At 73.4% G+C, this 19650-nt stretch carries 16 protein-coding genes; 9 read left to right on the plus strand and 7 right to left on the minus strand.

All coding sequences use genetic code 11. From position 1 onward, the window contains the following. Window positions 1–29: 29 nt before the first annotated feature. The 6 genes from D6B71_RS07095 to D6B71_RS07120 form a co-directional block, all read right to left on the minus strand. Window positions 30–1226 (minus strand): hypothetical protein, encoded by a 1197-nt coding sequence (locus D6B71_RS07095; RefSeq protein WP_121253442.1) that lies wholly within the window; start codon window positions 1224–1226, stop codon window positions 30–32. Continuing rightward, on the minus strand, window positions 1223–2365 hold the full coding sequence (locus D6B71_RS07100) for a hypothetical protein (RefSeq protein WP_121253444.1): 1143 nt from the start codon (window positions 2363–2365) through the stop codon (window positions 1223–1225). Before D6B71_RS07100 ends, D6B71_RS07095 begins: the two co-directional genes overlap by 4 nt. Further along, window positions 2362–4278, minus strand: coding sequence for a hypothetical protein (locus D6B71_RS07105; RefSeq protein ID WP_121253446.1), 1917 nt, complete (start codon window positions 4276–4278; stop codon window positions 2362–2364). The genes D6B71_RS07100 and D6B71_RS07105 overlap by 4 nt, the downstream gene beginning before the upstream one ends. Then, window positions 4275–6497 carry a glycosyltransferase gene (locus tag D6B71_RS07110; RefSeq protein ID WP_121253448.1) on the minus strand — a complete coding sequence of 741 codons (2223 nt, stop codon included), beginning with the start codon at window positions 6495–6497 and terminating at the stop codon, window positions 4275–4277. The genes D6B71_RS07105 and D6B71_RS07110 overlap by 4 nt, the downstream gene beginning before the upstream one ends. After that, window positions 6494–6742, minus strand: coding sequence for a hypothetical protein (locus D6B71_RS07115; protein WP_121253450.1), 249 nt, complete (start codon window positions 6740–6742; stop codon window positions 6494–6496). Before D6B71_RS07115 ends, D6B71_RS07110 begins: the two co-directional genes overlap by 4 nt. A 198-nt stretch (window positions 6743–6940) precedes the next feature. Continuing rightward, window positions 6941–8203: a glycoside hydrolase family 5 protein gene (locus tag D6B71_RS07120; protein WP_121253452.1), complete on the minus strand. Its 1263-nt coding sequence runs from the start codon at window positions 8201–8203 to the stop codon at window positions 6941–6943. Window positions 8204–8439: 236 nt separating this feature from the next. Between D6B71_RS07120 and D6B71_RS07125 the strand changes: the two genes are divergently transcribed. The 7 genes from D6B71_RS07125 (at window position 8440) to D6B71_RS07155 (ending at window position 17270) form a co-directional block, all read left to right on the plus strand. Next, window positions 8440–9768, plus strand: a complete 1329-nt coding sequence (locus tag D6B71_RS07125) for a hydroxyacid-oxoacid transhydrogenase (RefSeq protein WP_121253453.1) — start codon at window positions 8440–8442, stop codon at window positions 9766–9768. 166 nt (window positions 9769–9934) lie between these two features. After that, entirely contained in the window at window positions 9935–10435 is a 501-nt protein-coding gene (locus D6B71_RS07130; protein ID WP_164519569.1) for a DUF1648 domain-containing protein, read from the plus strand. Next, window positions 10432–13275 carry an FAD-binding and (Fe-S)-binding domain-containing protein gene (locus D6B71_RS07135; RefSeq protein ID WP_121253458.1) on the plus strand — a complete coding sequence of 948 codons (2844 nt, stop codon included), beginning with the start codon at window positions 10432–10434 and terminating at the stop codon, window positions 13273–13275. Before D6B71_RS07130 ends, D6B71_RS07135 begins: the two co-directional genes overlap by 4 nt. Window positions 13276–13357: 82 nt before the next feature. Next, entirely contained in the window at window positions 13358–14614 is a 1257-nt protein-coding gene (locus tag D6B71_RS07140) for a class I SAM-dependent methyltransferase (RefSeq protein ID WP_338036784.1), read from the plus strand. Window positions 14615–14616: 2 nt separating this feature from the next. Beyond that, the gene (locus D6B71_RS07145; protein ID WP_121253462.1) at window positions 14617–15609 is read left to right on the plus strand and encodes a WD40 repeat domain-containing protein; all 993 of its coding nucleotides are present in this window, start codon (window positions 14617–14619) and stop codon (window positions 15607–15609) included. 111 nt (window positions 15610–15720) lie between these two features. Next, window positions 15721–16725 carry a DNA topoisomerase IB gene (locus tag D6B71_RS07150; RefSeq protein ID WP_121253464.1) on the plus strand — a complete coding sequence of 335 codons (1005 nt, stop codon included), beginning with the start codon at window positions 15721–15723 and terminating at the stop codon, window positions 16723–16725. A 38-nt stretch (window positions 16726–16763) separates the two neighbouring features. Next, complete coding sequence (locus tag D6B71_RS07155) at window positions 16764–17270, plus strand: O-acetyl-ADP-ribose deacetylase (RefSeq protein ID WP_121253466.1); 507 nt, start codon at window positions 16764–16766, stop codon at window positions 17268–17270. Window positions 17271–17430: 160 nt separating this feature from the next. On the opposite strand, the gene serC is transcribed toward D6B71_RS07155, so the two are convergent. Continuing rightward, on the minus strand, window positions 17431–18558 hold the full coding sequence (gene serC / locus D6B71_RS07160; RefSeq protein WP_121253468.1) for a phosphoserine transaminase: 1128 nt from the start codon (window positions 18556–18558) through the stop codon (window positions 17431–17433). Between the two features lie 99 nt (window positions 18559–18657). Between serC and D6B71_RS07165 the strand changes: the two genes are divergently transcribed. Both D6B71_RS07165 and D6B71_RS07170 read left to right on the plus strand, forming a co-directional pair. Beyond that, window positions 18658–19092: a zinc ribbon domain-containing protein gene (locus tag D6B71_RS07165; RefSeq protein WP_121253470.1), complete on the plus strand. Its 435-nt coding sequence runs from the start codon at window positions 18658–18660 to the stop codon at window positions 19090–19092. Continuing rightward, window positions 19085–19606: a GNAT family N-acetyltransferase gene (locus tag D6B71_RS07170; RefSeq protein WP_240641191.1), complete on the plus strand. Its 522-nt coding sequence runs from the start codon at window positions 19085–19087 to the stop codon at window positions 19604–19606. Before D6B71_RS07165 ends, D6B71_RS07170 begins: the two co-directional genes overlap by 8 nt. Window positions 19607–19650: the final 44 nt, after the last annotated feature.

Consider the following 19650-nt stretch of genomic DNA (forward strand, 5'->3'; position numbering starts at 1 on the left):
CGTGCGGGTCGTCGTGCGGGGCAGCATCCTCATGAGGCGGCCCTCTCTCGGTCGTTGAGGCGCCCCTCGACGAGTCCGTCGTCGCCGACCTCCTCGGGCGGGTACTTGTAGCGCTGCCCGAGCGTGATCACCTCGAAGTCGTCGATGTGGAGGCCCTGCAGCTCGTTGCCGCCGAGCATGGGCGCGGTGACGTCGCGCTGGGCGTAGAGCGTGGGCACCCGGGCCCGGTCGACGACGATCGCGCCGTAGGTGCGCAGCGCGGCGACGATCGCGTCCGCGTAGCGCTGCTGCTGCCGGGTGAGCTTGACCGGCTTGCCGGTGATCGGGTCGACGGGCTTGTCGATGACGGCGTCCTGGCGCAGCCGGATCCGCGCCCCCTCGGGCACGGACGCGGTGGCGCCGTTGCCGTCGGTGGACGAGGCGGGCTGCACGAAGTAGTTCTGCGCCGGCCCGGGCAGGCTGATCGCCAGGGCGTGGTTGATCTCGCCGGCCTCGAGCTCCCCGGGCCGGATCAGCCCGGCGAACAGCGGCAGCCCCGAGCCGCGGGCGCCCACCACCTGTGGCGGGCTGTAGCCCGGCCCGTCGAGCTCCCAGCGCCGCATGAAGTGGTAGGAGATGCTGCCGTCGGCCTCGCGACGCGCCCGCCACAGGTCGAAGGCGACGTCCTGGCTGGTGTCGAAGATCGTGAACCAGCCGTCGTAGCGCGGGTCGGGGTCGACGTCGGTGGGCACGTTGAGCACCACGGTGTCGTCGCCGTCGCCGCACTGCAGCTGGCGGCAGACGACCTCGGTGGGCTCGCCGCCCACCACCACGGGCGTGGTCCACCGCTCGGTGTTGATGTAGAGGCCCTCCTCGATGCGCCGTTGCTGGACGACCGGCGCCGACTGGCCGGGCCGCTCCACGATGCCGATGCGCATGGTGGCCAGGTCGATCATCCGGTCCGAGCGCGGGTCGACGCGGGCGCCGTCGATGCGGACGTTCCACGGCGAGTCGTCGCTGAAGAAGCGGCGCTCGGCAACGGGCAGCCCGGACGCGTCGGCGGTCGGGTTCACCGCCACCTCCACGTCGGAGCGTCCGTTGCCTTCCTCCTCGTCGCCCTGCCCGCAGCCGGCGAGCAGGCCGACGGACAGTGCGGCGAGGGCGATCGCGGCGACGCCACGTCGCGGCGTACGGCGCTGGGTGGACCGGGCGCGCCGGCCCGGTGCGGTCGTCAGGGTGGTCGTCATGGCAGCAGAGGGGGGTCGGGAGGCCCCGCGTGCAGCGAGGACTCGAGGGACTCGGCGAAGTCCGCGACGGTGTCGTGGATGGCGGTGAGCTGCTCGGCCTCGTGCTCGAGGCCGTCCTCGCCGGCCCGCTGCCGGGCGGCCGCGATGATCGCGTGCGCCTCACGCCGGGCGTGCAGCCGGATCAGCTCGCCGTCCAGCTCGGCCTGGGCGGTCAGCATCTCGCAGCGGCGGGCCGCCTCGTCCTCGAGCGCGGCGAGCCGCTGCACGGTGGCCTCCTCGAGGATGCGCAGCCGGTCCAGCACCTGGTCGGCCACCTCGGCGATGTGGGCGGCCGGGTTCGGGTCGAGGTGGCTGCTCCTGGCGCGCGTGGGCGCTGCCGGCTGGGTGGCTGCTGGCTGGGTGGCGGCCGGCTGGGAAGGGGCGGGGGAGACCTGAGCCGGCTCCGGCTCCGGGTCTGCGTCGGACTCCGGCTCTGCTTCGACGGCCGAGTCGGGCGAGTCGGGCGGCAGGTCGGTTGCGGGAGTGTGGTCGGCCGGCTCCTCGGGCAGGGCCTGGAGGACCGGTGCGGTCACCGCGTCCGGGGCAGGGTCGGGTGCTGCCGCGGGGACCGGCTCTGGCTCGAGTTCGAGCTCGACCAGCGGGCCGCTCCCCGGACGGGGCCGCGGCGGGGTGGGGCGGGCGGCGAGCGCGGGAACCGCCGACTCCTGCGCCGGAACAGGTTCCGGGGTCGGCTCGGGGGCTGGCGCCGCTACGGCCTCCTCGGCCGGCAGCGGTTCGGGCTCGACCCGGCTCCCGACCTGCTGTTCGGGCTCGGGCACGACCTGCTGTTCGGGCTCGGGCCGGTGATCCGACTCCGGTTCCGGACCGGGGCGGGTGATCGACTCCGGGACGGCCGGCTCGGGGTCGGGCTCGGGCTCCCGCTGCGCGGGCTGGGCTCCGCCCTTGCCCGTCGCGGGGCGGGCGGGGCGCCGGGCCTGTTGCCGAGCCGGTGCCGGAGGCAGCGGCGTCTCCGGCTCCGGCTCGGGGTCGCGGGTGATCAGGGAGCGGAAGTCGATCCGGCCGACCCGATCGTCCTCGGCGCTGAGGATGTCCTCGATCGACGGCGGGGGCGCGATCGGCGAGGGCTTGTGCCCGCTCATGGCGACACCTCCAGGTCGAGGTCGCCGGCCCCGCCGTCGGTGGAGCTCGCGGCGCCGTCGCTGTCCTCGCTGCCGGAGCCGGAGGAGCCCGTGGATCCGGTGGACTCGTCGTCGCCCGGGGCGGTGCCGGTGCTGTCGGTGCCGTCGGGATCGTCTGACCCGATGACCGGCGCGAGCGGCTGGGCGACCGGCTGCTCCTCCTCGGGCTCCTCGCGCACGAAGCCGGGCGGGATGCTCACCAGCACGTAGCGGTCGGTGCGGAAGACGACGCTGAGGCGGGCGGTGGTGCCGGCCGCCACCTCCGGGTAGAGCTGGGAGAGCAGGTCGGCCGAGGTGTCGGTGGAGACCAGCATGTAGTCGACGTACTCCGCGGGGTTGCGGGCCGCGCGCTTCCAGGGGCCGTCGGAGCGGTCCACCCGGTCGTAGAACAGGTCCGGACGTCCGGTGAGCAGCATGACGGCGTACGTCTGGGCGTTGTCGGTCAGGATCGAGCCGCGGCGGGTGACGTTGTTGCGGATGTACTCGGCCATCGCCTGCTCGGAGACGATGCCCACCGTCTCGCCGTCGAGGGTCCGCGCGCCCTCTTGCGACTCACCGGTGGAGACGGCTGCGGCGAACGGTGCCTCGAGGTTCTGGTAGCGGAACGTCTTCATCATGTGGAAGGTCCACGGCGTGCTCGCGAGCAGGGCGACGACCAGCAGCGCGCTCACCAGGGTGCTGCCCGACCCGGCCGAGCGGGCCAGCCAGATGCCGCCGATGGTGGCGATCAGGAGGATCGGCAGCGCGTTGCGCATCAGCATCGGCGAGTCGGTCAGCTCCAGCGCGACGGCCCCGGCCGGGGCCAGCACCGCGGCGAGCAGCAGCACGCCCAGCCACAGCGCGAAGGTGTTGCGTCCGGCGATGCCGGTGAACAGCAGCGCCGGGAGTACGACGATCGCCAGCGGCGCGCCGTAGAGCACCAGCTCACCGGTGATCTGCAGCAGCTCCATCGGGGTGAAGTGCTCGAGCCCGCCGGAGGAGGCCGCGTCGCTGTTCTGGGTGATCCAGCCGAACGGGTCCCGCAGCAGCAGCACGTTGAACGCGGTCCACATCGCGATGGCGTAGACCGTGGGCACGGCGAAGCCGACGGCGGTGCCCTCGACCTCGGTGCCGTCGGCGCCCAGGCGGGTCAGGATGGCGCCCACGGCGATCACCGACAAGACGAAGAACAGCAGGCTGCTGTAGCCGGCGAGGACGGCGATCGAGAACAGCAGCCCGGAGACCATCACGAACTTGACGTCCGCGGTGACGTACCAGGCGAACAGGGCGCCGAGGGCGGCGACGAGGAAGGCCAGCCACACGAACTGCCGGGCGCCCGACGAGGCGTAGAGCAGCACCAGCGGGTTGGTGCCGAGGGCGGCGAGCACGGCGATGCGCAGCGGCGCCACGACCTGCGCCCGGCGCAGCATCGTGTTCATCGCGACCATGACGATCCCGGCGAAGACCGCGGAGGCGAGCGGCACGACCACCAGCGAGCTGGCCAGGGCGGGGAACAGGGTCAGCGGCGAGACCAGCAGGGTGGCCAGCGGTGCGTAGTCGAACCCGAGCGCGGAGAGCTTCGGCGGGTCGTTGTGCCAGATCATCAGCGCGCGGTTGAGCCGGTCGAGGGTCTCGAAGCTCACCACGTGCTGCTCGACGACCAGCCAGTGCCCGAACCACAAGAAGATGCCGGTGCTGACGACGAAGACGGCCAGGCTCTCCCACCAACGACGCTTGATGTCGGGGGGCCGGCGGCCGACCGCCTGGACCACGCCGGCGAGCCGCTCGCGGTTGGAGACGATCACGACCGTGGTCGTGGGCTCGGCCGGCGGCGCCGAGGAGGCCGGGTCGGAGGCCGGCCTGGGGGCGGGAGCGGGGGCGTCGAGGGTGCTCATGACGAGTGCCCCGAATCCAGGCCGTGCTCGGTCTTCTCCCAGTAGAACGGGTTGGTGAAGAGCTGGATGAAGCCCTTCCAGGCCGCCCAGCTCATCAGGCCCCAGTAGAGCGGCGAGAGCAGCGCGGTGCGGGTCAGGCTGAACTCACCGCGCTGCAGGCTGCCGGCCACGTTGAGGTAGACGAACAGGAAGTTGCCGATGAACAGCAGCGCGCTCGCCGCGTAGAACAGCAGGCCCGGGAACAGCGCCTCGATGAACCCCCACTGGGTGAACAGGTAGAGCGTGGTGAGGGTCCAGAAGATCGGGTTCAGCAGCAGCACGAAGGCGCTGCCCATCGTCAGGTTGAAGCTGATGAACCCGCGCAGACCGGTCTGCGAGAGCAGCCGCAGCGGGTGCCGCATGTGCACCAGCCAGGTCTGCAGGTAGCCCTTGTTCCAGCGGCTGCGCTGCCGGATCCAGTTGGGGAGGACCGAGTTGGCCTCCTCCAGCGTGGTCGAGTCGATCATCGCGGTGCGGAAGCCCTCGCGGTGCAGCCGGATGCCGAGGTCGGCGTCCTCGGTGACGTTGAAGGGGTCCCAGCCGCCCAGCTCGCGCAGGGTGGAGGTGAGGAAGTGGTTGGAGGTGCCGCCGAGCGGGATCGGCGCGTCGGCCGCACCCATGGCGGGGAGCACCAGCTCGAAGTGCATCGAGTACTCGTTGGCGAACCACGAGGTCAGCAGGTTCTGGTGCTGGTTGAAGTGGTTCAGCTTCGCCTGCACGCACGCCACGTGGTGGTCGACCCGCTCGAAGGTGATCACGGCCTTCTTCAGCTGGTCGGGGTCGGGACGGTCCTCGGCGTCGTAGATGACGCAGTAGGTGCCGCGCGCCAGCTGCAGCCCGTAGTTGCAGGCCTTCGGCTTGGTCTTGGGCTGGCTGTCGGGGACCACGACCAGGCTGAAGTGGGGCGGCAGGTCGAGCTCGCGGATCTTCGCGACAGTCTCGTCGTCGTCCTCCTCGCACAGGAGCTTCACGTCGAGCCGGGTGCGGGGATAGTCCAGCGCGTTGATGTCGCGCACGAGGCGCGGCACGATGCCGGCCTCCTTGTAGAGCGGGATCAGGATCGTGTAGACGGGCAGGTGACGCTCGTCCAGCGCGGCGATCTCGTCGTCGGTGACCTCGTTCTCGAGGTGGGTGCCCAGCGCCTGGAGCGTCAGCCGGAACTTGTAGATCGTCACCGCGAGGTACAGCGCGCTGCACGAGGTGACCAGGCCGATCAGGGTGCCCATCGGCCACAGCACCAGGCAGATCGTGACCACGGCGAGCAGGAAGATGAAGGTGGCCTTCTGGGCGCCGGAGATGACCACGTGCGCCGACTCGTCGGGACGCAGCTCGAGCAGGCCGGTGGTCGAGACCTCCGCGTAGTGGCTGCTGTGCACCCGCTGGATCAGCTGGTCCAGGTCGGCGCGGTTGGCGAGCAGCTGGCGGAACGGACGCCCCAGCGCCTCCTCGACGTCGGCGGTCGCCTCTTCCGTCAGCGGCCGGGCCACCGCGAGCAGGACCACCTCGTCGTTCTCGGCGACGGGGAGCGCCTGCAGGGTCTGGGCCAGCCGCTCCGGCAGCCGCCGGGCGACCTCGGGCTCGGGCTCGTAGTCGACGAGGCTGACCCGCTGGAGCTGGTACATCTCCGACAGCGCGGCGACCAGGACGTCCTCGGTGATCGCCTCGTTGGCGACCAGGATGTCGCCCAGCGGGTCGCCGGTGCGGGAGTGCTCGAGCATCGCGCGCTGGAGCTGCTCGTCGGTCACCAGCCCGGCGCTGGTGAGCAGCTGGGTCAGCTGCAGGCGCTGGCGGCGGGACTCGGCGGTCTCCATCTCGGTCTCGGCCGGTGGATAGGTCGTGTCGATCGCCGCCACGATCTCGTTGACCGTGTGCTTGACCAGCCGGACCGGCCGGTCGGCGCGCTCGGTGACCACGTGGGCGGTGATGGTGTCGTCGGCGTCCGCGGCGGCGACCAGCAGGTGACCGTCGAACACGGCGTACGGGACGACCCGGAACGTGCGGCAGATGCCCTCCGGCAGCAGCCGGGCGAGGGCGGGGTCGAGGGCCTGGCTGAGCCGGGGGACCTGGTGGGCGCGGGCCAGGGTGGCGGCGCCGGAGCCGGCCAGGGGCGGCCGCGAGTCGGTGGCGGCCGACCCGCCGCGTGGTGGGGCCCCGGACGGGCCGGACGACACGGTGGTCATGCGGCACCCGACCCGAAGTTCTGAGCGGCGGTGCCGGCCGGTGCGGCCGGCCCGGAGGTCGAGGTGCGGCCGGACCGCGGACGCATCACGACGTAGGCCAGGTAGGCCAGCAGCAGGACGGCCAACGGGGCGATGAGGAAGGCGACGAACACCACCACGAACACCACGAGCGACACGAACAGGCCGACCGTCGCTGCGCCCACCGACTTGCCAGCCGGCCGTGACGTGGTCGTCTGAACCGACATCTCGAAACTCCCTGCAGCCCGGTTCCGGATGTTCTCCCGGGGTCGTTTCGAACGTAGTCGCGGGTCACCATCGGCGTGTCCACGATGTGTCAACAACCAGGTAACAGCTCGGATCGGTCCGATCCGGGGCCTCCGGGCGGGTCTGGCGGTGCTGCTGTGACTGGTGTTCTCAGTGGGGCCGAAGGGGTCGATGGGGCGTCAGGCGTCACCCAGCCAGGAGCGGACCAGGGCGCCGTACGCCGTCGGCTCGCCGTCGGGCGTGAGCAGTGACATCGGATCGTGGCCATGGTCGGCCCACACCCAGAACAGCACGCCCACCCCCTGCTCGCCGGCCCAGCGCAGGTAGTCCTCGACGTACCCCTCCAGCGGGTCGGTGGCGCCCAGCTCGCCGGTGAGCAGCGGGACCGCACCGGCCAGGGGCGCCAGCACCTCGTCCCAGCAGGCCCGGTCGCCGCAGTCCTTGAAGTCGTAGCTGTGGAACGAGGCGACCAGTTGGTCGTCGGCCGGAGCGAACTCGCGCCAGTGCGCCAGGTCGTTGGCGTAGTCGAGGCCGGCGAGCAGGACCGGCTGCTCCGCGCCGGCACCGCGGATCGCCGCGACGACCGCGGTCATGCCCTCGGCGCGGTAGGTCACCCGCCCCAGCGTGGCGGTCCGGTCGTCCTCGACCGGCGGATTGCAGCCGCCGTCGCGCCAGCACGACCAGGTCAGGTCGAAGACCTGCTCGCCGGTCGGGCCGTATCGGGAGTAGGGCTCGTTGAACGCGTCGAACATCACCGACGGGTTGTCGGCGAAGGTGCCGGCCAGCGACCGCCAGAACGCCAGCGACTCGGCGTCGGGCATCGCCAGGTTGCCGAACTCCGGCGTCTCGGCACGCTTGCGGCTGTGCAGGTCGAGCACGACGACCGCCCCGGCGTCGTTGAGGGCCCGCACGAAGCGGGTCACCTGCTCGCGGTAGCCCTCGACCGTGCGCTCGTGGTACTCGTCGCTGACCGGGGCGCCCCGGGTGCCCAGCCAGCAGTCCTGGTTCAGCGGGAGCCGGACCGTGTTGACGTTCCAGGCGGCCATCGCCTCGGCCTCGTGGGCGAACGGGTCCGCGGCCGCCACGGTGTCGAGCGCGGAGTAGCCCCACCCCTGGGCGCAGGCGTACTCGAAGCTGCTCCAGTTCACCCCGCGCGGCACGAACCCGCGTCCGCTGCGGGCGTCGACCAGCCGGTTCCCCTCGACGCGGACGTGCGCGGCGCCGGCCGGGGACTCGCCGGCGGCGTCGTCGGGGCCGAGCGTCACGAACCCGACGGCCGCGCCGGCGCAGAGCACCAACCCCCCGGCGAGCAGCCAGTGCCAGGCGCGATGCCGCCGCTGCGCTGCGGGGGCGCGGTCGGCGGGCGGGCGGCTCGCGTCGTCCGCTGTGCCCTCTCGGCCGGCCGTGGCCCGCCCGAGCCGATCCCGACCCCTCAGCCGCATCTTCGTCCCGCGCTCCCTCGCTCTGCGTCGATGCTAGGCCGCTCCCGACCGCTCTCGGCACCCCTGCCGGGGCCCTGTGGACGAGTCGTAGCCGAACGGTGGCCGAACCGTGGACGATCCGGACGCATGACCGGAGCCGGCGCGGTGCACGGACCGCGTCGGGCGCGCCGCACAGCAACCGGTGAGGCCCGCGCGCGGGCCTCGTTGCCGCCCGGCTGCGCCGGTACGGTGGCCCGATGACCGAGGCTCCCTCCGCTGCATCCCCTGCCGCTCCCCCTGGCGGCCTGCACCCCGCACCGCAGACGCCCGAGACCGTCTTCACCTACGCCGCCCCGGCGTTGAAGTTCGGCCGCGGTGCCTCCGGCGAGATCGGCCACGACCTGCTCGGGCTGGGGGCGCGCCGGGTGCTGCTGGTCACCGATCCCGGCGTGGCCGCCACCGGGCACCCCCAGCGGATCGCCGAGCAGTGCGCCGGCCACGGCGTCACCGTCACGACGTACGACGCCGTGCACGTCGAGCCCACCGACGCCTCGCTGCTGCACGCGATCGAGTTCGCGCGCGAGCACGGCCCCTTCGAGGCGGTGCTGGCCGTGGGCGGCGGCTCGGCGATCGACACCGCCAAGGCGGTCAACCTGCTCACCACCAACCCCGGCGAGCTGATGGACTACATCAACGCGCCGGTCGGCAAGGCCCTGGCGCCCAGCCGGCCGCTGCTGCCGCTGGTGGCGGTGCCGACCACCACCGGCACCGGCAGCGAGAGCACCACGATCTGCGTGCTCGACGTGCTGTCGCTGCACGTCAAGACCGGGATCAGCCACCCGGCGCTGCGGCCCCGGCTCGCGGTCGTCGACCCCGACCTGACCATGAGCCAGCCGGCGATGGTCACCGCGGCCGCCGGCATGGACATCCTCTGCCACGCGCTCGAGAGCTACACCGCCCGCTGGTTCGCCGACTTCGACGCCAAGCAGCCCGAGCAGCGGGTGCCCTACTGCGGCGCGAACCCGATCGCGGACCTGTGGTCGGAGCGGGCGCTGTCGCTGCTGGCCGGCGCGTTCCGCGGCGCGGTGCGCGACGGCGGCGACGCGGCGGCCCGCGAGCAGATGGCGCTGGCCGCGACGTTCGCCGGGCTCGGCTTCGGCAACGCGGGGGTGCACATCCCGCACGCCAACGCCTATCCGATTGCCGGCCGGGTGCGGGACTTCCGGCCGGCCGGCTATCCGCAGGACGAGCCGATCGTGCCGCACGGGATGGCGGTCTCGCTCACCGCACCCGAGGCGTTCCGGTTCACCTTCGAGGCCGCGCCCGAGCGCCACCTCCGCGCGGCACGGCTGCTCGACCCCGACGCCCGCGGGGACGGTCCGGACCTGCTGCCTGCCGTGCTGACCGCGCTGATGCGCGACATCGGGATCCCGGGCGGGCTCGCCGCGGTCGGCTACGAGGAGGGCGACGTCGACGCGCTCGTCGACGGCGCGCTCAAGCAGCAGCGGCTGCTCGCCACCGCCCCGCGCCCGGTCGAGGCCGACGACCTCGCCGCGATCATCCGCGCCTCGATGCACCACCGGTAGATCGCCGACCCGTCACAGATTCCCGCGTTCTCGCGGCGTGTCGGGGAACGTTCGACGGGTCGATGGCGATGGTGACCGAGAGACCGAGGGGGTTCCGGGTCCTTCGACGTCTCATCCCGCTCTGCCTGGGCGCGGTCGCCGGCACGGGCGATGGGAGACTGGCCGGGTGCAGCGCGCCTTCCTCCTGACCTGTGCGGCGTACGCCGGGCTGGTCGCCGCATCGGCCTGGTGGCTGCCGGCCAGGGTGCCGCTGCACTTCGGCGGGTCGGGTGAGCCGGACCGGTGGGGCAGCCGCACCGAGGCGTTGTGGACCTTCGGTCTCGTGGGGGCCGGCGTGGCCGTGCTGCTGGGCGGCCTGGCCGCGCTGACCGCTCGGCTGCCGCTGCGCTCGAGCCTGGTCAACATTCCGCACAAGGACTGGTGGACCGCCACCGAGGAGCGCGAGGCCGAGGCCCGGAGACGGCTCCGGAACGACCTCTACGGCTTCGGCGCCGCCACGATGCTGTTCCTCGGCACGATGGTGGTGAACACCGGGATCGCGGCTCGCAGCGACGAGCCGTCGCTGGGCTGGTCGTTCGCCCTCGCCACCGGCCTCTTCGTCGTCGGCGTCTTGGCCTGGGCGGGCTGGACGACCTTCGCCCGCTACCGCCCCGAGGAGGCCCGATGACCGAGCTGCTGGACGCCGCCGAGCAGGGCGGCGCCGCCGTGCCCACCCCCGAACTGCTGGCCGAGCTGCGCCGGCGCGGCGTCGCCGACGTCGACGACTCGACCCTGGCGCGGGCGCTCTACTCCTCCGACGCCTCGCTCTATCGCGTGGTGCCCCAGGTCGTGGCCCGGCCCCGGCACCGCGACGAGCTGCTCGCCGTCCTCGACGTCGCGCGCAGCACCGGCGTACCCCTCACCATGCGCGGCGCCGGCACCTCGATCGCCGGCAACGCGGTCGGCCGCGGCATCGTCGTCGACACGGTGCGGCACCTCAACCGGGTGCTCTCGATCGACGCCGAGGCCCGCACCGCGGTGGTGCAGCCGGGCGTGGTGCACGCCGACCTGCAGCGCGCCGCCGCGCCGCACGGGCTGCGCTACGGCCCCGACCCGTCGACCCACACCCGCTGCACGATCGGCGGGATGATCGGCAACAACGCCTGCGGGTCGCGGGCGCTCGGCTACGGCCGCACCGCCGACACCGTGCAGGGCCTCGACGTCGCGTTCGGCACCGGCGAGGTGGTCTCGGCAGGCTCGGCCACGGGGGGCGGCTCGACCGGTGGCGCCGCGGCCCTGCTCGACCTGGTCGGCGCCCACCTCGAGCACGTGCGCACCGGCTTCGGCCGGTTCACCCGGCAGGTCAGCGGCTACTCACTCGAGCACCTGCTTCCCGAGAACGGCCGCCGTGTCGACCGGTTCCTCGTCGGCTCCGAGGGCACCCTCGGCCTGGTGCTCGAGGCCACCGTCGACCTGGTCGAGGAGGCCGACCGACTGCTGGTCGTGCTCGGCTACCCCTCGATGGCCGAGGCCGCCGACGCCGTGCCCGCGCTGCTGGCCGCGGTGCCGCAGGACATGGCCGCCTGCGAGGGCCTCGACGCCCGGATCGTCGACCTGGTGCGGGCCCGCGGCGGTGCCGTGCCCGAGCTGCCGCGCGGTGCCGGCTGGCTGTTCGTCGAGGTGACCGGCCCGGAGCGCGACGCCCTCGCCCGGCGCGCGGTCGACGCCGGCGGTGCGCTGGCCCACCGGCTGGTGCCCGACCTGGCCGAGCAGGCCGCCCTGTGGCGGATCCGCGAGGACGGCGCCGGCCTGGCCGCCAAGAGCCTGCCGAGCATGGCCTACTCCGGCTGGGAGGACGCCGCGGTCCCGCCCGAGCACCTCGGCGCCTGGCTGCGCGACTTCGACGAGCTGCTGACCGGCCACGGCCTGCACGGCGTGCCCTACGGCCACTTCGGCGACGGCTGCGTGCACGTGCGCATCGACTTCCCGTTCACCGCCGGTGATCCCGCCAGCAGCCGGGTGTTCCGAGACTTCCTCGTCGCCTCGGCCACCAAGCTCGCCGGCTACGGCGGGTCGCTCTCCGGCGAGCACGGCGACGGTCGGGCCCGCTCGGAGCTGCTGCCGCTGATGTACGACGCCGAGTCGCTGCGGCTCTTCGCCGCGGCCAAGGCGGTCTGCGACCCCGACGGCGTGCTCAACCCCGGCGTGCTGGTCGACCCCGAGCCGCTCGACGCCTCGCTGCGTCCGGTGCGCGCGCGGCAGCGGGTGGTGCCCGGTCTGCGGTTCCTCCACGACGACGGGTCGGTGGGCAACGCCGTGCACCGCTGCACCGGCGTCGGCAAGTGCGTGTCGCCGAAGACCAACGGCGTCATGTGCCCCTCCTACCTGGCCACCCGCGAGGAGAAGGACTCCACCCGCGGCCGGTCCCGGGTGCTGCAGGAGGCCCTCGACGGAGCGCTGGTCGACGGACTCGCCGACCCGGCCGTGCACGAGGCGCTCGACCTCTGCCTGGCCTGCAAGGGCTGCGCGTCGGACTGCCCCACCGGCGTCGACATGGCGACGTACAAGTCCGAGGCCCTGCACCAGACCTACTCGGGGCGCCGCCGGCCCCGCGGTCACTACCTGTTGGGACGGCTGCCGCGCTGGGCGGCGCGGGTGGCGCCGGTGGCGCCGCTGGCGAACCGGATGATGCGGCTCAAGCCGGTGGCGACGCTGGCCCGGGCGACCGCCGGCATCGACCAGCGCCGCTCGATCCCGACGTTCGCGACCACCACGCTGCGCAAGAGCGCCGTGACCGGCCGGCTGGGCGACGGCGACACGCCCGATGTGTGGGTGTGGGCCGACTCGTTCACCGACCACTTCCTGCCGGGCAGCGGCCACGCTGCGATCGCGGTGCTCGAGGCGGCCGGGCTGCGGGTGCGGGTGATCGAGGAGCCGGCCTGCTGCGCGCTGACCTGGATCACCACCGGGCAGCTCGACCAAGCGCGCCGCATCGTCGCCCGCAGCGTCGCCACGCTCGCGCCGTACGTCGCCTCGGGAGTGCCGGTGGTCGGGCTGGAGCCGTCCTGCCTGGCCACGTTGCGCAGCGACGCGGTCGAGCTCAGCGACGACCCGCGGGCCGCCGAGGTGGCCGGGGGAGTGCTCACGTTCGCCGAGCTGCTGACCCGGCTCGACTGGACCCCGCCCGACCTCACAGGGGTCGAGGTGGTGGCCCAGCCGCACTGCCACCACGCCAGCATCCTCGGCTGGGGCCCCGACGAGGCGCTGCTGAAGAAGGCGGGCGCGAGCGTCACCCGGGTGGCCGGCTGTTGCGGCCTGGCCGGCAACTTCGGCATGGAGCAGGGCCACTACGAGGTATCCGTCGCGGTGGCCGAGACCCACCTGCTGCCGGCGGTGCGCTCGCACCCCGACGCCGTGGTGCTGGCCGACGGCATGTCGTGCCGGGTGCAGCTCGACGACCTCGCGGGCGTCCCCACCATGCACCTCGCCGAGCTGTTCGCCTCGCGGCTCGTAGGATCGGCCGGGTGAACCCCCGACACCGACGCATGGTCATCCCGGCGCTGCTGGGGGTGCTCTTCGTGATCGTCGTGGTCGCCGCGGTGGTCGGGCGGTGAGCGCCGAGCCACTGCTCCGCGCGCTAGCCCGGATGCGGTCCTACGTGCTCGACCCCGACGTGCTGGTGCGTGCGGTCGCCTCCGGCCGGCAGAAGGGTGAGCAGCCCCGGTGGCGCCGCGTCGAGCTGCGCTACGTCGACCTGAAGGCCGGCCGCCACCTGCAGGTCACGGCGTACGACGCCACCCAGGCGCACACCTCCAACCACGCCGTCGGCGAGGCGGCGCGCGAGGCCGTCGACGCGCTGCTCGACGAGCCGTTCGCCAACTGGCACGTCGACACCACCACCGAGAGCCACCAGCTGCGGGTCACCAAGAAGCTCGAGGCGATCGTGCACAGCTCCGCACGCGAGGCCGCCGTCGAGGTCGACCGCGGCCACGACCGTGGCAAGGAGCGGCTGCTGCCCGAGGACGACCCGGTCTTCCGGGCGCTCGGCCTGGCCGACGAGCAGGGCCGGATGAAGCCGAGCCGGCAGGCGAAGTACCGCCAGGTCGAGGAGTTCCTGCGGCTGCTCGACAGCGCGCTGGGCGAGGCGATCGAGAAGGGCCACGTGCGCCGCCCGACCCCCGAGGAGCCGCTGCGCATCGTCGACCTCGGCTGCGGCAACGCCTATCTCACCTTCGCCGCCCACCGCTTCCTCACCGCCGTGCGGGGGCTGCCGGTGCACCTGGTCGGGGTCGACGTGAAGGAGCAGTCGCGCGAGCACAACAGCCGGGTCGCCGCCGACCTCGGCGTGGCCGACGGTCTCGAGTTCGTCGTGGGGTCGATCACCGGCGTCGAGCTCGACCCCGCGCCCGAGGTGGTGCTCGCCCTCCACGCCTGCGACACCGCCACCGACGAGGCGCTGGCCCGGGCCGTGGAGTGGGAGGCGCAGCTGGTGCTCGCCGCACCCTGCTGCCACCACGACGTCGCCGCCCAACTGCGCCGCGCCCCCACCCCTGGCCCCTACGCGATGCTCACCCGCCACGGCATCCTGCGCGAGCGGCTCGCCGACACGCTCACCGACGCGCTGCGGGCCTCGCTGATGCGCATCGAGGGCTACCGCGTCGACGTCACCCAGTTCGTCGAGAGCCAGCACACCCCCCGCAACACCCTGCTGCGGGCGGTGCGCACCGGCAAGGTGGTCAAGGGCGGCGGCGTCCGCAAGGAGTACGACGACCTGGTCACCGAGTGGCGGATCCGGCCGCGGCTCGGCGAGCTGCTCGGGGTCGGGGCCGCGACCGGCGGGCCGGTGGACGAGCCCGGCGAGGGCTGAGCGTGCGCGGCCGCGCCCTCGACCGGGTCCTCGGCTGGGCCGCCGTTGCGCCACTGCTGCTCGGCGCCGCGGCCGCGCCTGCCGCCGGTGACGGTGAGGTGGTGTTCCGGCTGCAGGACCCCGCGATCGTCGAGGCCAGCGGGCTGGCCGTGGTCGACGGGCTCTTCGTCACCCACAACGACTCCGGTGACGGCGGGCGCCTGTTCACCGTCGACCCCGCCACCGGCGAGACGGTGGGGGTGACCAGCTGGGCCGACGAGCCCGACGACCTGGAGGCGATCGCGCCCGCCGGCGACGGCCACGTGTGGGCCGGCGACATCGGCGACAACCTGGCGGGCCGCGACTCGATCAGCGTGCTGCGGGTGCCGGTCGGGCGAGGCGACCGCGCGCCGGACCCCACGGCGTACCAGCTCACCTATCCCGACGGCGCGCGCGACGCCGAGACGCTGCTCGCCCACCCGGTGACCGGCCGGCTGCTCGTGGTGTCGAAGGTGATCTTCGGTGGCGTCCTGTACGCCGCGCCCCGCCGCCTCGACGCGGCGGCACCGAACCCGATGCGTGCGGTCGGGCGGGTGGTCGGGTTCGCCACCGACGGGGCGTTCTTCCCCGACGGCCGCCATCTGGTGCTGCGCGACTACGGCTCGGCGACCGTCTACTCCTGGCCCGACCTCGAGGAGGTCGGCTCGTTCGCGCTGCCCGACCAGCAGCAGGGGGAGGGGATCGCCGTCGACGACGCCGGCCGGGTCTTCGCCGGCACCGAGGGGCTGCACGCGCCGGTGCACCGGGTGCGGCTGCCGCGGGGGGTGGCCGAGGCGGTCGCGCCGGTCGACACCGCCACCGGTGAGGAGGACACCGCGACGCCGTCGGACCCTGCTACCGCACCGGACGCGGCGTCCGACCGTCCGACACCGGTGTGGGCCTGGGCGGTCGCCGGTGGGTTGGGCGGGATCGCGGTGATCGCCGGCGCGGCGATGGCCGTGCGGCGGCGGCGCTGAGCGGCGTCGGCCCTCCGGGACGACGTCATACGACCAGGTCGCTGCGGCGACCGCAACGTATGACCTCCCCGGGGCGGGCATGGCGGGACCGGCCACGGGAAACCTCAAGGCATGCCCCGACTCCGCCGCACCTCACCCGACCAGCCGGGCTGGACCCGGCGGCGGGCCGGGCGCGGCTTCGTCTACCTCGACCAGCAGGGGCAGCGGCTGGGTGACGACGACGTGCAGCGGATCCGCGACCTGGTGATCCCGCCGGCATGGACCGACGTGTGGATCACGCCCTACGAGAACGGTCACCTCCAGGCCGTCGGCACCGACGACGCCGGGCGGCGGCAGTACCTCTACCACCCGCACTGGCGGGCCAAGCGGGACGCCGAGAAGTTCGACCGGATGCTCGAGTTCGGGCAGGCGCTGGCCACCGCCCGCGAGCTGGTCGTCACCGACCTGGGCCGCGAGGGGATGCCGATGGAGCGTGCCTGCGCGGCCGCGGTGCGGCTGCTCGACCTCGGCTACTTCCGCATCGGCAACGACGTCTACGCCGACACCAACGGCTCGTTCGGGCTGACCACACTCGAGCGGCGCCACGTGCGACGCCAGCAGGACCGGCTGGTGTTCACGTTCACCGGCAAGTCCGGAGTCGACCACCGCATCGAGATCGATGACGCCTCGGTCGTCGAGGCGATCGAGATCATGCGCCGTCGACGCAGCCGCGACGACAATCGGTTGCTGTCCTATCAGGAGTCGCGCTCCTGGCGCTCCCTGCTGCCGGCGCTGGTCAACGACTACGTGCGCAGCAGCACCGGGATCGAGGCGACCGCGAAGGACTTCCGCACCTGGCACGCCACCGTGCTGGCCGCGGCGGCGCTCGCCGAGACCTCCGAGCCGGGGCACAGCGCGGCGTCCCGGCGGCGCGCGATCTCGGGAGCGATGAAGGAGGTCGCGTCGTTCCTGGGCAACACCCCGACGCTGGCGCGCTCCTCCTACGTCGACCCGCGGGTGGTCGAGGCCTACGAGCAGGGCCGCACCATCGCCGACGCGACCGGACGCACCCACGACACCCCCGACGAGCGGCAGGCGGCGTTGGAGCGCGCTACGTTGCAGCTGCTCCAGCAGTGACCGGCAGCGACCAGCATCGAGCAGGGGAGGCGAGGGGCGTGCGGATCCGGGTCGTCGAGGGCGACATCACCCAGCAGCGGGTGGACGCCGTGGTGAACGCGGCGAACCGCGCCCTGCGCGGGGGTGGCGGGGTGGACGGCGCGATCCACGCGGCCGGCGGACCGGCCGTGCTCGACGACTGCGTGCGCCGGTTCCCGCGGGGGCTCGACACCGGAGATGCCGGCTGGACCACCGCCGGCGACCTGCCGGCCCGCTGGGTGATCCACGTCGTCGGTCCCAACCATCGCGCGGGTGAGCGCGACCGGGCGCTGCTCACCTCCTGCTACCGCCGTGCGCTGGAGGTCGCCGACGAGCTCGGCGCGCGGACCGTCGCCTTCCCGCTGATCAGCGCCGGCATCTACGGCTGGCCTCGCGACGACGCGGTCGCCGCCGCCCTCGAGACGCTCGCCGCGACCCCGACGGCGGTCGAGGAGGCGCGCATGGTGGCGTTCGGGAGGGCGGCGTACGACGAACTCGCGGGCGCGCTGGAGCGGCTCGGCGGGTAGCCGGCCGGGTGGGTGCTGCCTGCGGCTTCCCCTAGGGATGCAGCCGAACCCTCACTTCCCCAGGCGAACACGGCTAGGGAAGCGCAGGTTCATCACGGGATGCAGACAAAGGGACGCTGCAGGTTCGTCTGCATACCGTGGTGAAACGACAAGCGGTCGATCAGCCGCTCTGCTCGACCACCCAGCCGATGCAGGCGCAGAGCGCCTCGACGTCGGCGGGGTCGACGGCGGGGTACATCGCGACGCGCAGCTGGTTGCGGCCGAGCTTGCGGTAGGGCTCGGTGTCGACGATGCCGTTCGCGCGCAGCGTCGCCGCGACCGCGGCGGCGTCGACGGACTCATCGAAGTCGATGGTGCCCACGACCAGCGAGCGGTGCGCCGGGTCGGCGACGTACGGCGTGGTGTAGGCGGTGCGCTCGGCCCAGCCGTAGAGCAGGTCGGAGGAGGTGGTGGTGCGCTCGACCATGCCCTTGAGGCCGCCGTGGGCGTGCATCCAGTCCAGCTGCTCGGCCATCAGGAAGAGGGTGGCGACCGCCGGGGTGTTGTAGGTCTGGTTCTTCGCGGAGTTGTCGATCGCGGTCGGCAGGTCGAAGAACGCCGGGATGTGCCGGCCGGAGGCGGCGATCTCGGCGGCGCGATCGAGCGCGGCCGGCGACATCAGGGCCAGCCACAGGCCACCGTCGGAGGCGAACGACTTCTGCGGAGCGAAGTAGTAGACGTCGGCCTCGGCAGCGTCGAGCGGCAGCCCACCGGCGCCGGACGTGGCGTCGATGACCACGAGCGCCTCGTCGGCGGAGGTGCCGACCGGCCGGACGACCGGCGCCATCACCGCGGTCGAGGTCTCGTTGTGGGCCCAGGCGTAGACGTCGACGCCGGCCTCGGCGACCGGGTCGGGGCGGGAGCCGGGGTCGGCGGCACGGATCGACGGCGCGGCCAGCCAGGGGGCGTCGGCGGCGGCCTTGGCGAACTTCGAGGAGAACTCGCCGAACGTGAGGTGCTGGCTCCTCTCCCGGATCAGGCCGTAGGTGGCGATGTCCCAGAACGCGGTGGCGCCGCCGTTGCCGAGCACGACCTGGTAGCCCTCGGGCAGCGAGAACAGGTCGGCGAGGCCCTCGCGCACCCGGCCCACCAGGTTGCGCACCGGCGCCTGCCGGTGCGAGGTGCCCATCAGCGAGGCGCCGGTGGCGGCCAGTGCTTCGAGGTGGCTCGGCCAGATCTTCGAGGGGCCGGAGCCGAACCGCCCGTCGGCGGGCAGCAGGTCGGCGGGGATCTGCGGGGTGTCGGCCATGGACAACCTTCCGGGGTGCGTCGTGGTGGTTCCTGACGACGCTGTCAGCAGGCCTATTCTGGCACCCGCCCACTACCGACTTTCTCGAGGAGTCCTCCGATGACCCACGCCCCCGGATTCGCCCGTCAGGGCCAGTACCGGACCGCGCTCCGCGTCGGCGGCGCGGTGCTGCTGCTGGCGGGCATCCTCACCTTCGTCTGGGGCGTCGCGGGGGTGTTCGGCGCCGAGTTCGAGCCGGAGGGGCGCCGGATCGTGGCGTTCATCGGGGGCCTGCCCATCATCGGGTTCGGCGCGATGCTGCTGCAGTGGGGGTTCCTGGGGGCCGGCGCCCGCTACGCGGCAGGCGAGACGATGCCGGTCGTGAAGGACTCCGCGGCCTACCTGACCGACGGGCAGGGCCTGGCCGGCATCGGCCGTACCGCGGACGACCTGTCGGCCGACGTCGCCGCCACCGGGCCGTTCTGCCGCCAGTGCGGGGTCCGCAACGACGCCGACGCGCGGTTCTGCGACTCGTGCGGGAGCTCGCTTGGCTGACACCTGCGCCGCGCCGCAGCTGAGCGCCGGCGACCCGGACGGGCTGCGGATCGCCCGCGTCCCGATCACCCACGACGACGCGCAGCGGCTGATCGAGGAGGTGCAGGCCGAGTACGTCGTGCGCTACGGCGGGCGCGACGAGAGTCCTATCGACCCGGCCCACTTCGAGCCGCCGGCCGGCAGCTTCTTCGTCGGCTACGACGCCGACGCGGTGGCCGTCGCCACCGGAGCCTGGCGCCGCTCGGGCGTGGCCGCGCTCGGCACCGACGCGACCGCCGAGATCAAGCGCATGTACGTCGTGCCCGCGGCGCGCGGGCGGGGTCACGCCCGCCGGATGCTCGCCCACCTCGAGCAGAGCGCCCGGGAGGCGGGGTTCGCTGCCCTGGTGCTCGAGACCGGGCTGCGGCAGCCGGAGGCGATCGCGCTCTACGAGTCGTCGGGCTACCAGCCGGTGCCCGGCTTCGGCCACTACAAGGACTCCCCGATCTCGCGGTGCTTCGGCAAGCGGCTATGACCCCTAACGCTGGTCCACGGGCGGACCGCGCCGCATAATCGGCG

The sequence above is a fragment of the Nocardioides ferulae genome, from assembly GCF_003660455.1.
GTDB classification, from domain to species: domain Bacteria; phylum Actinomycetota; class Actinomycetes; order Propionibacteriales; family Nocardioidaceae; genus Nocardioides; species Nocardioides ferulae.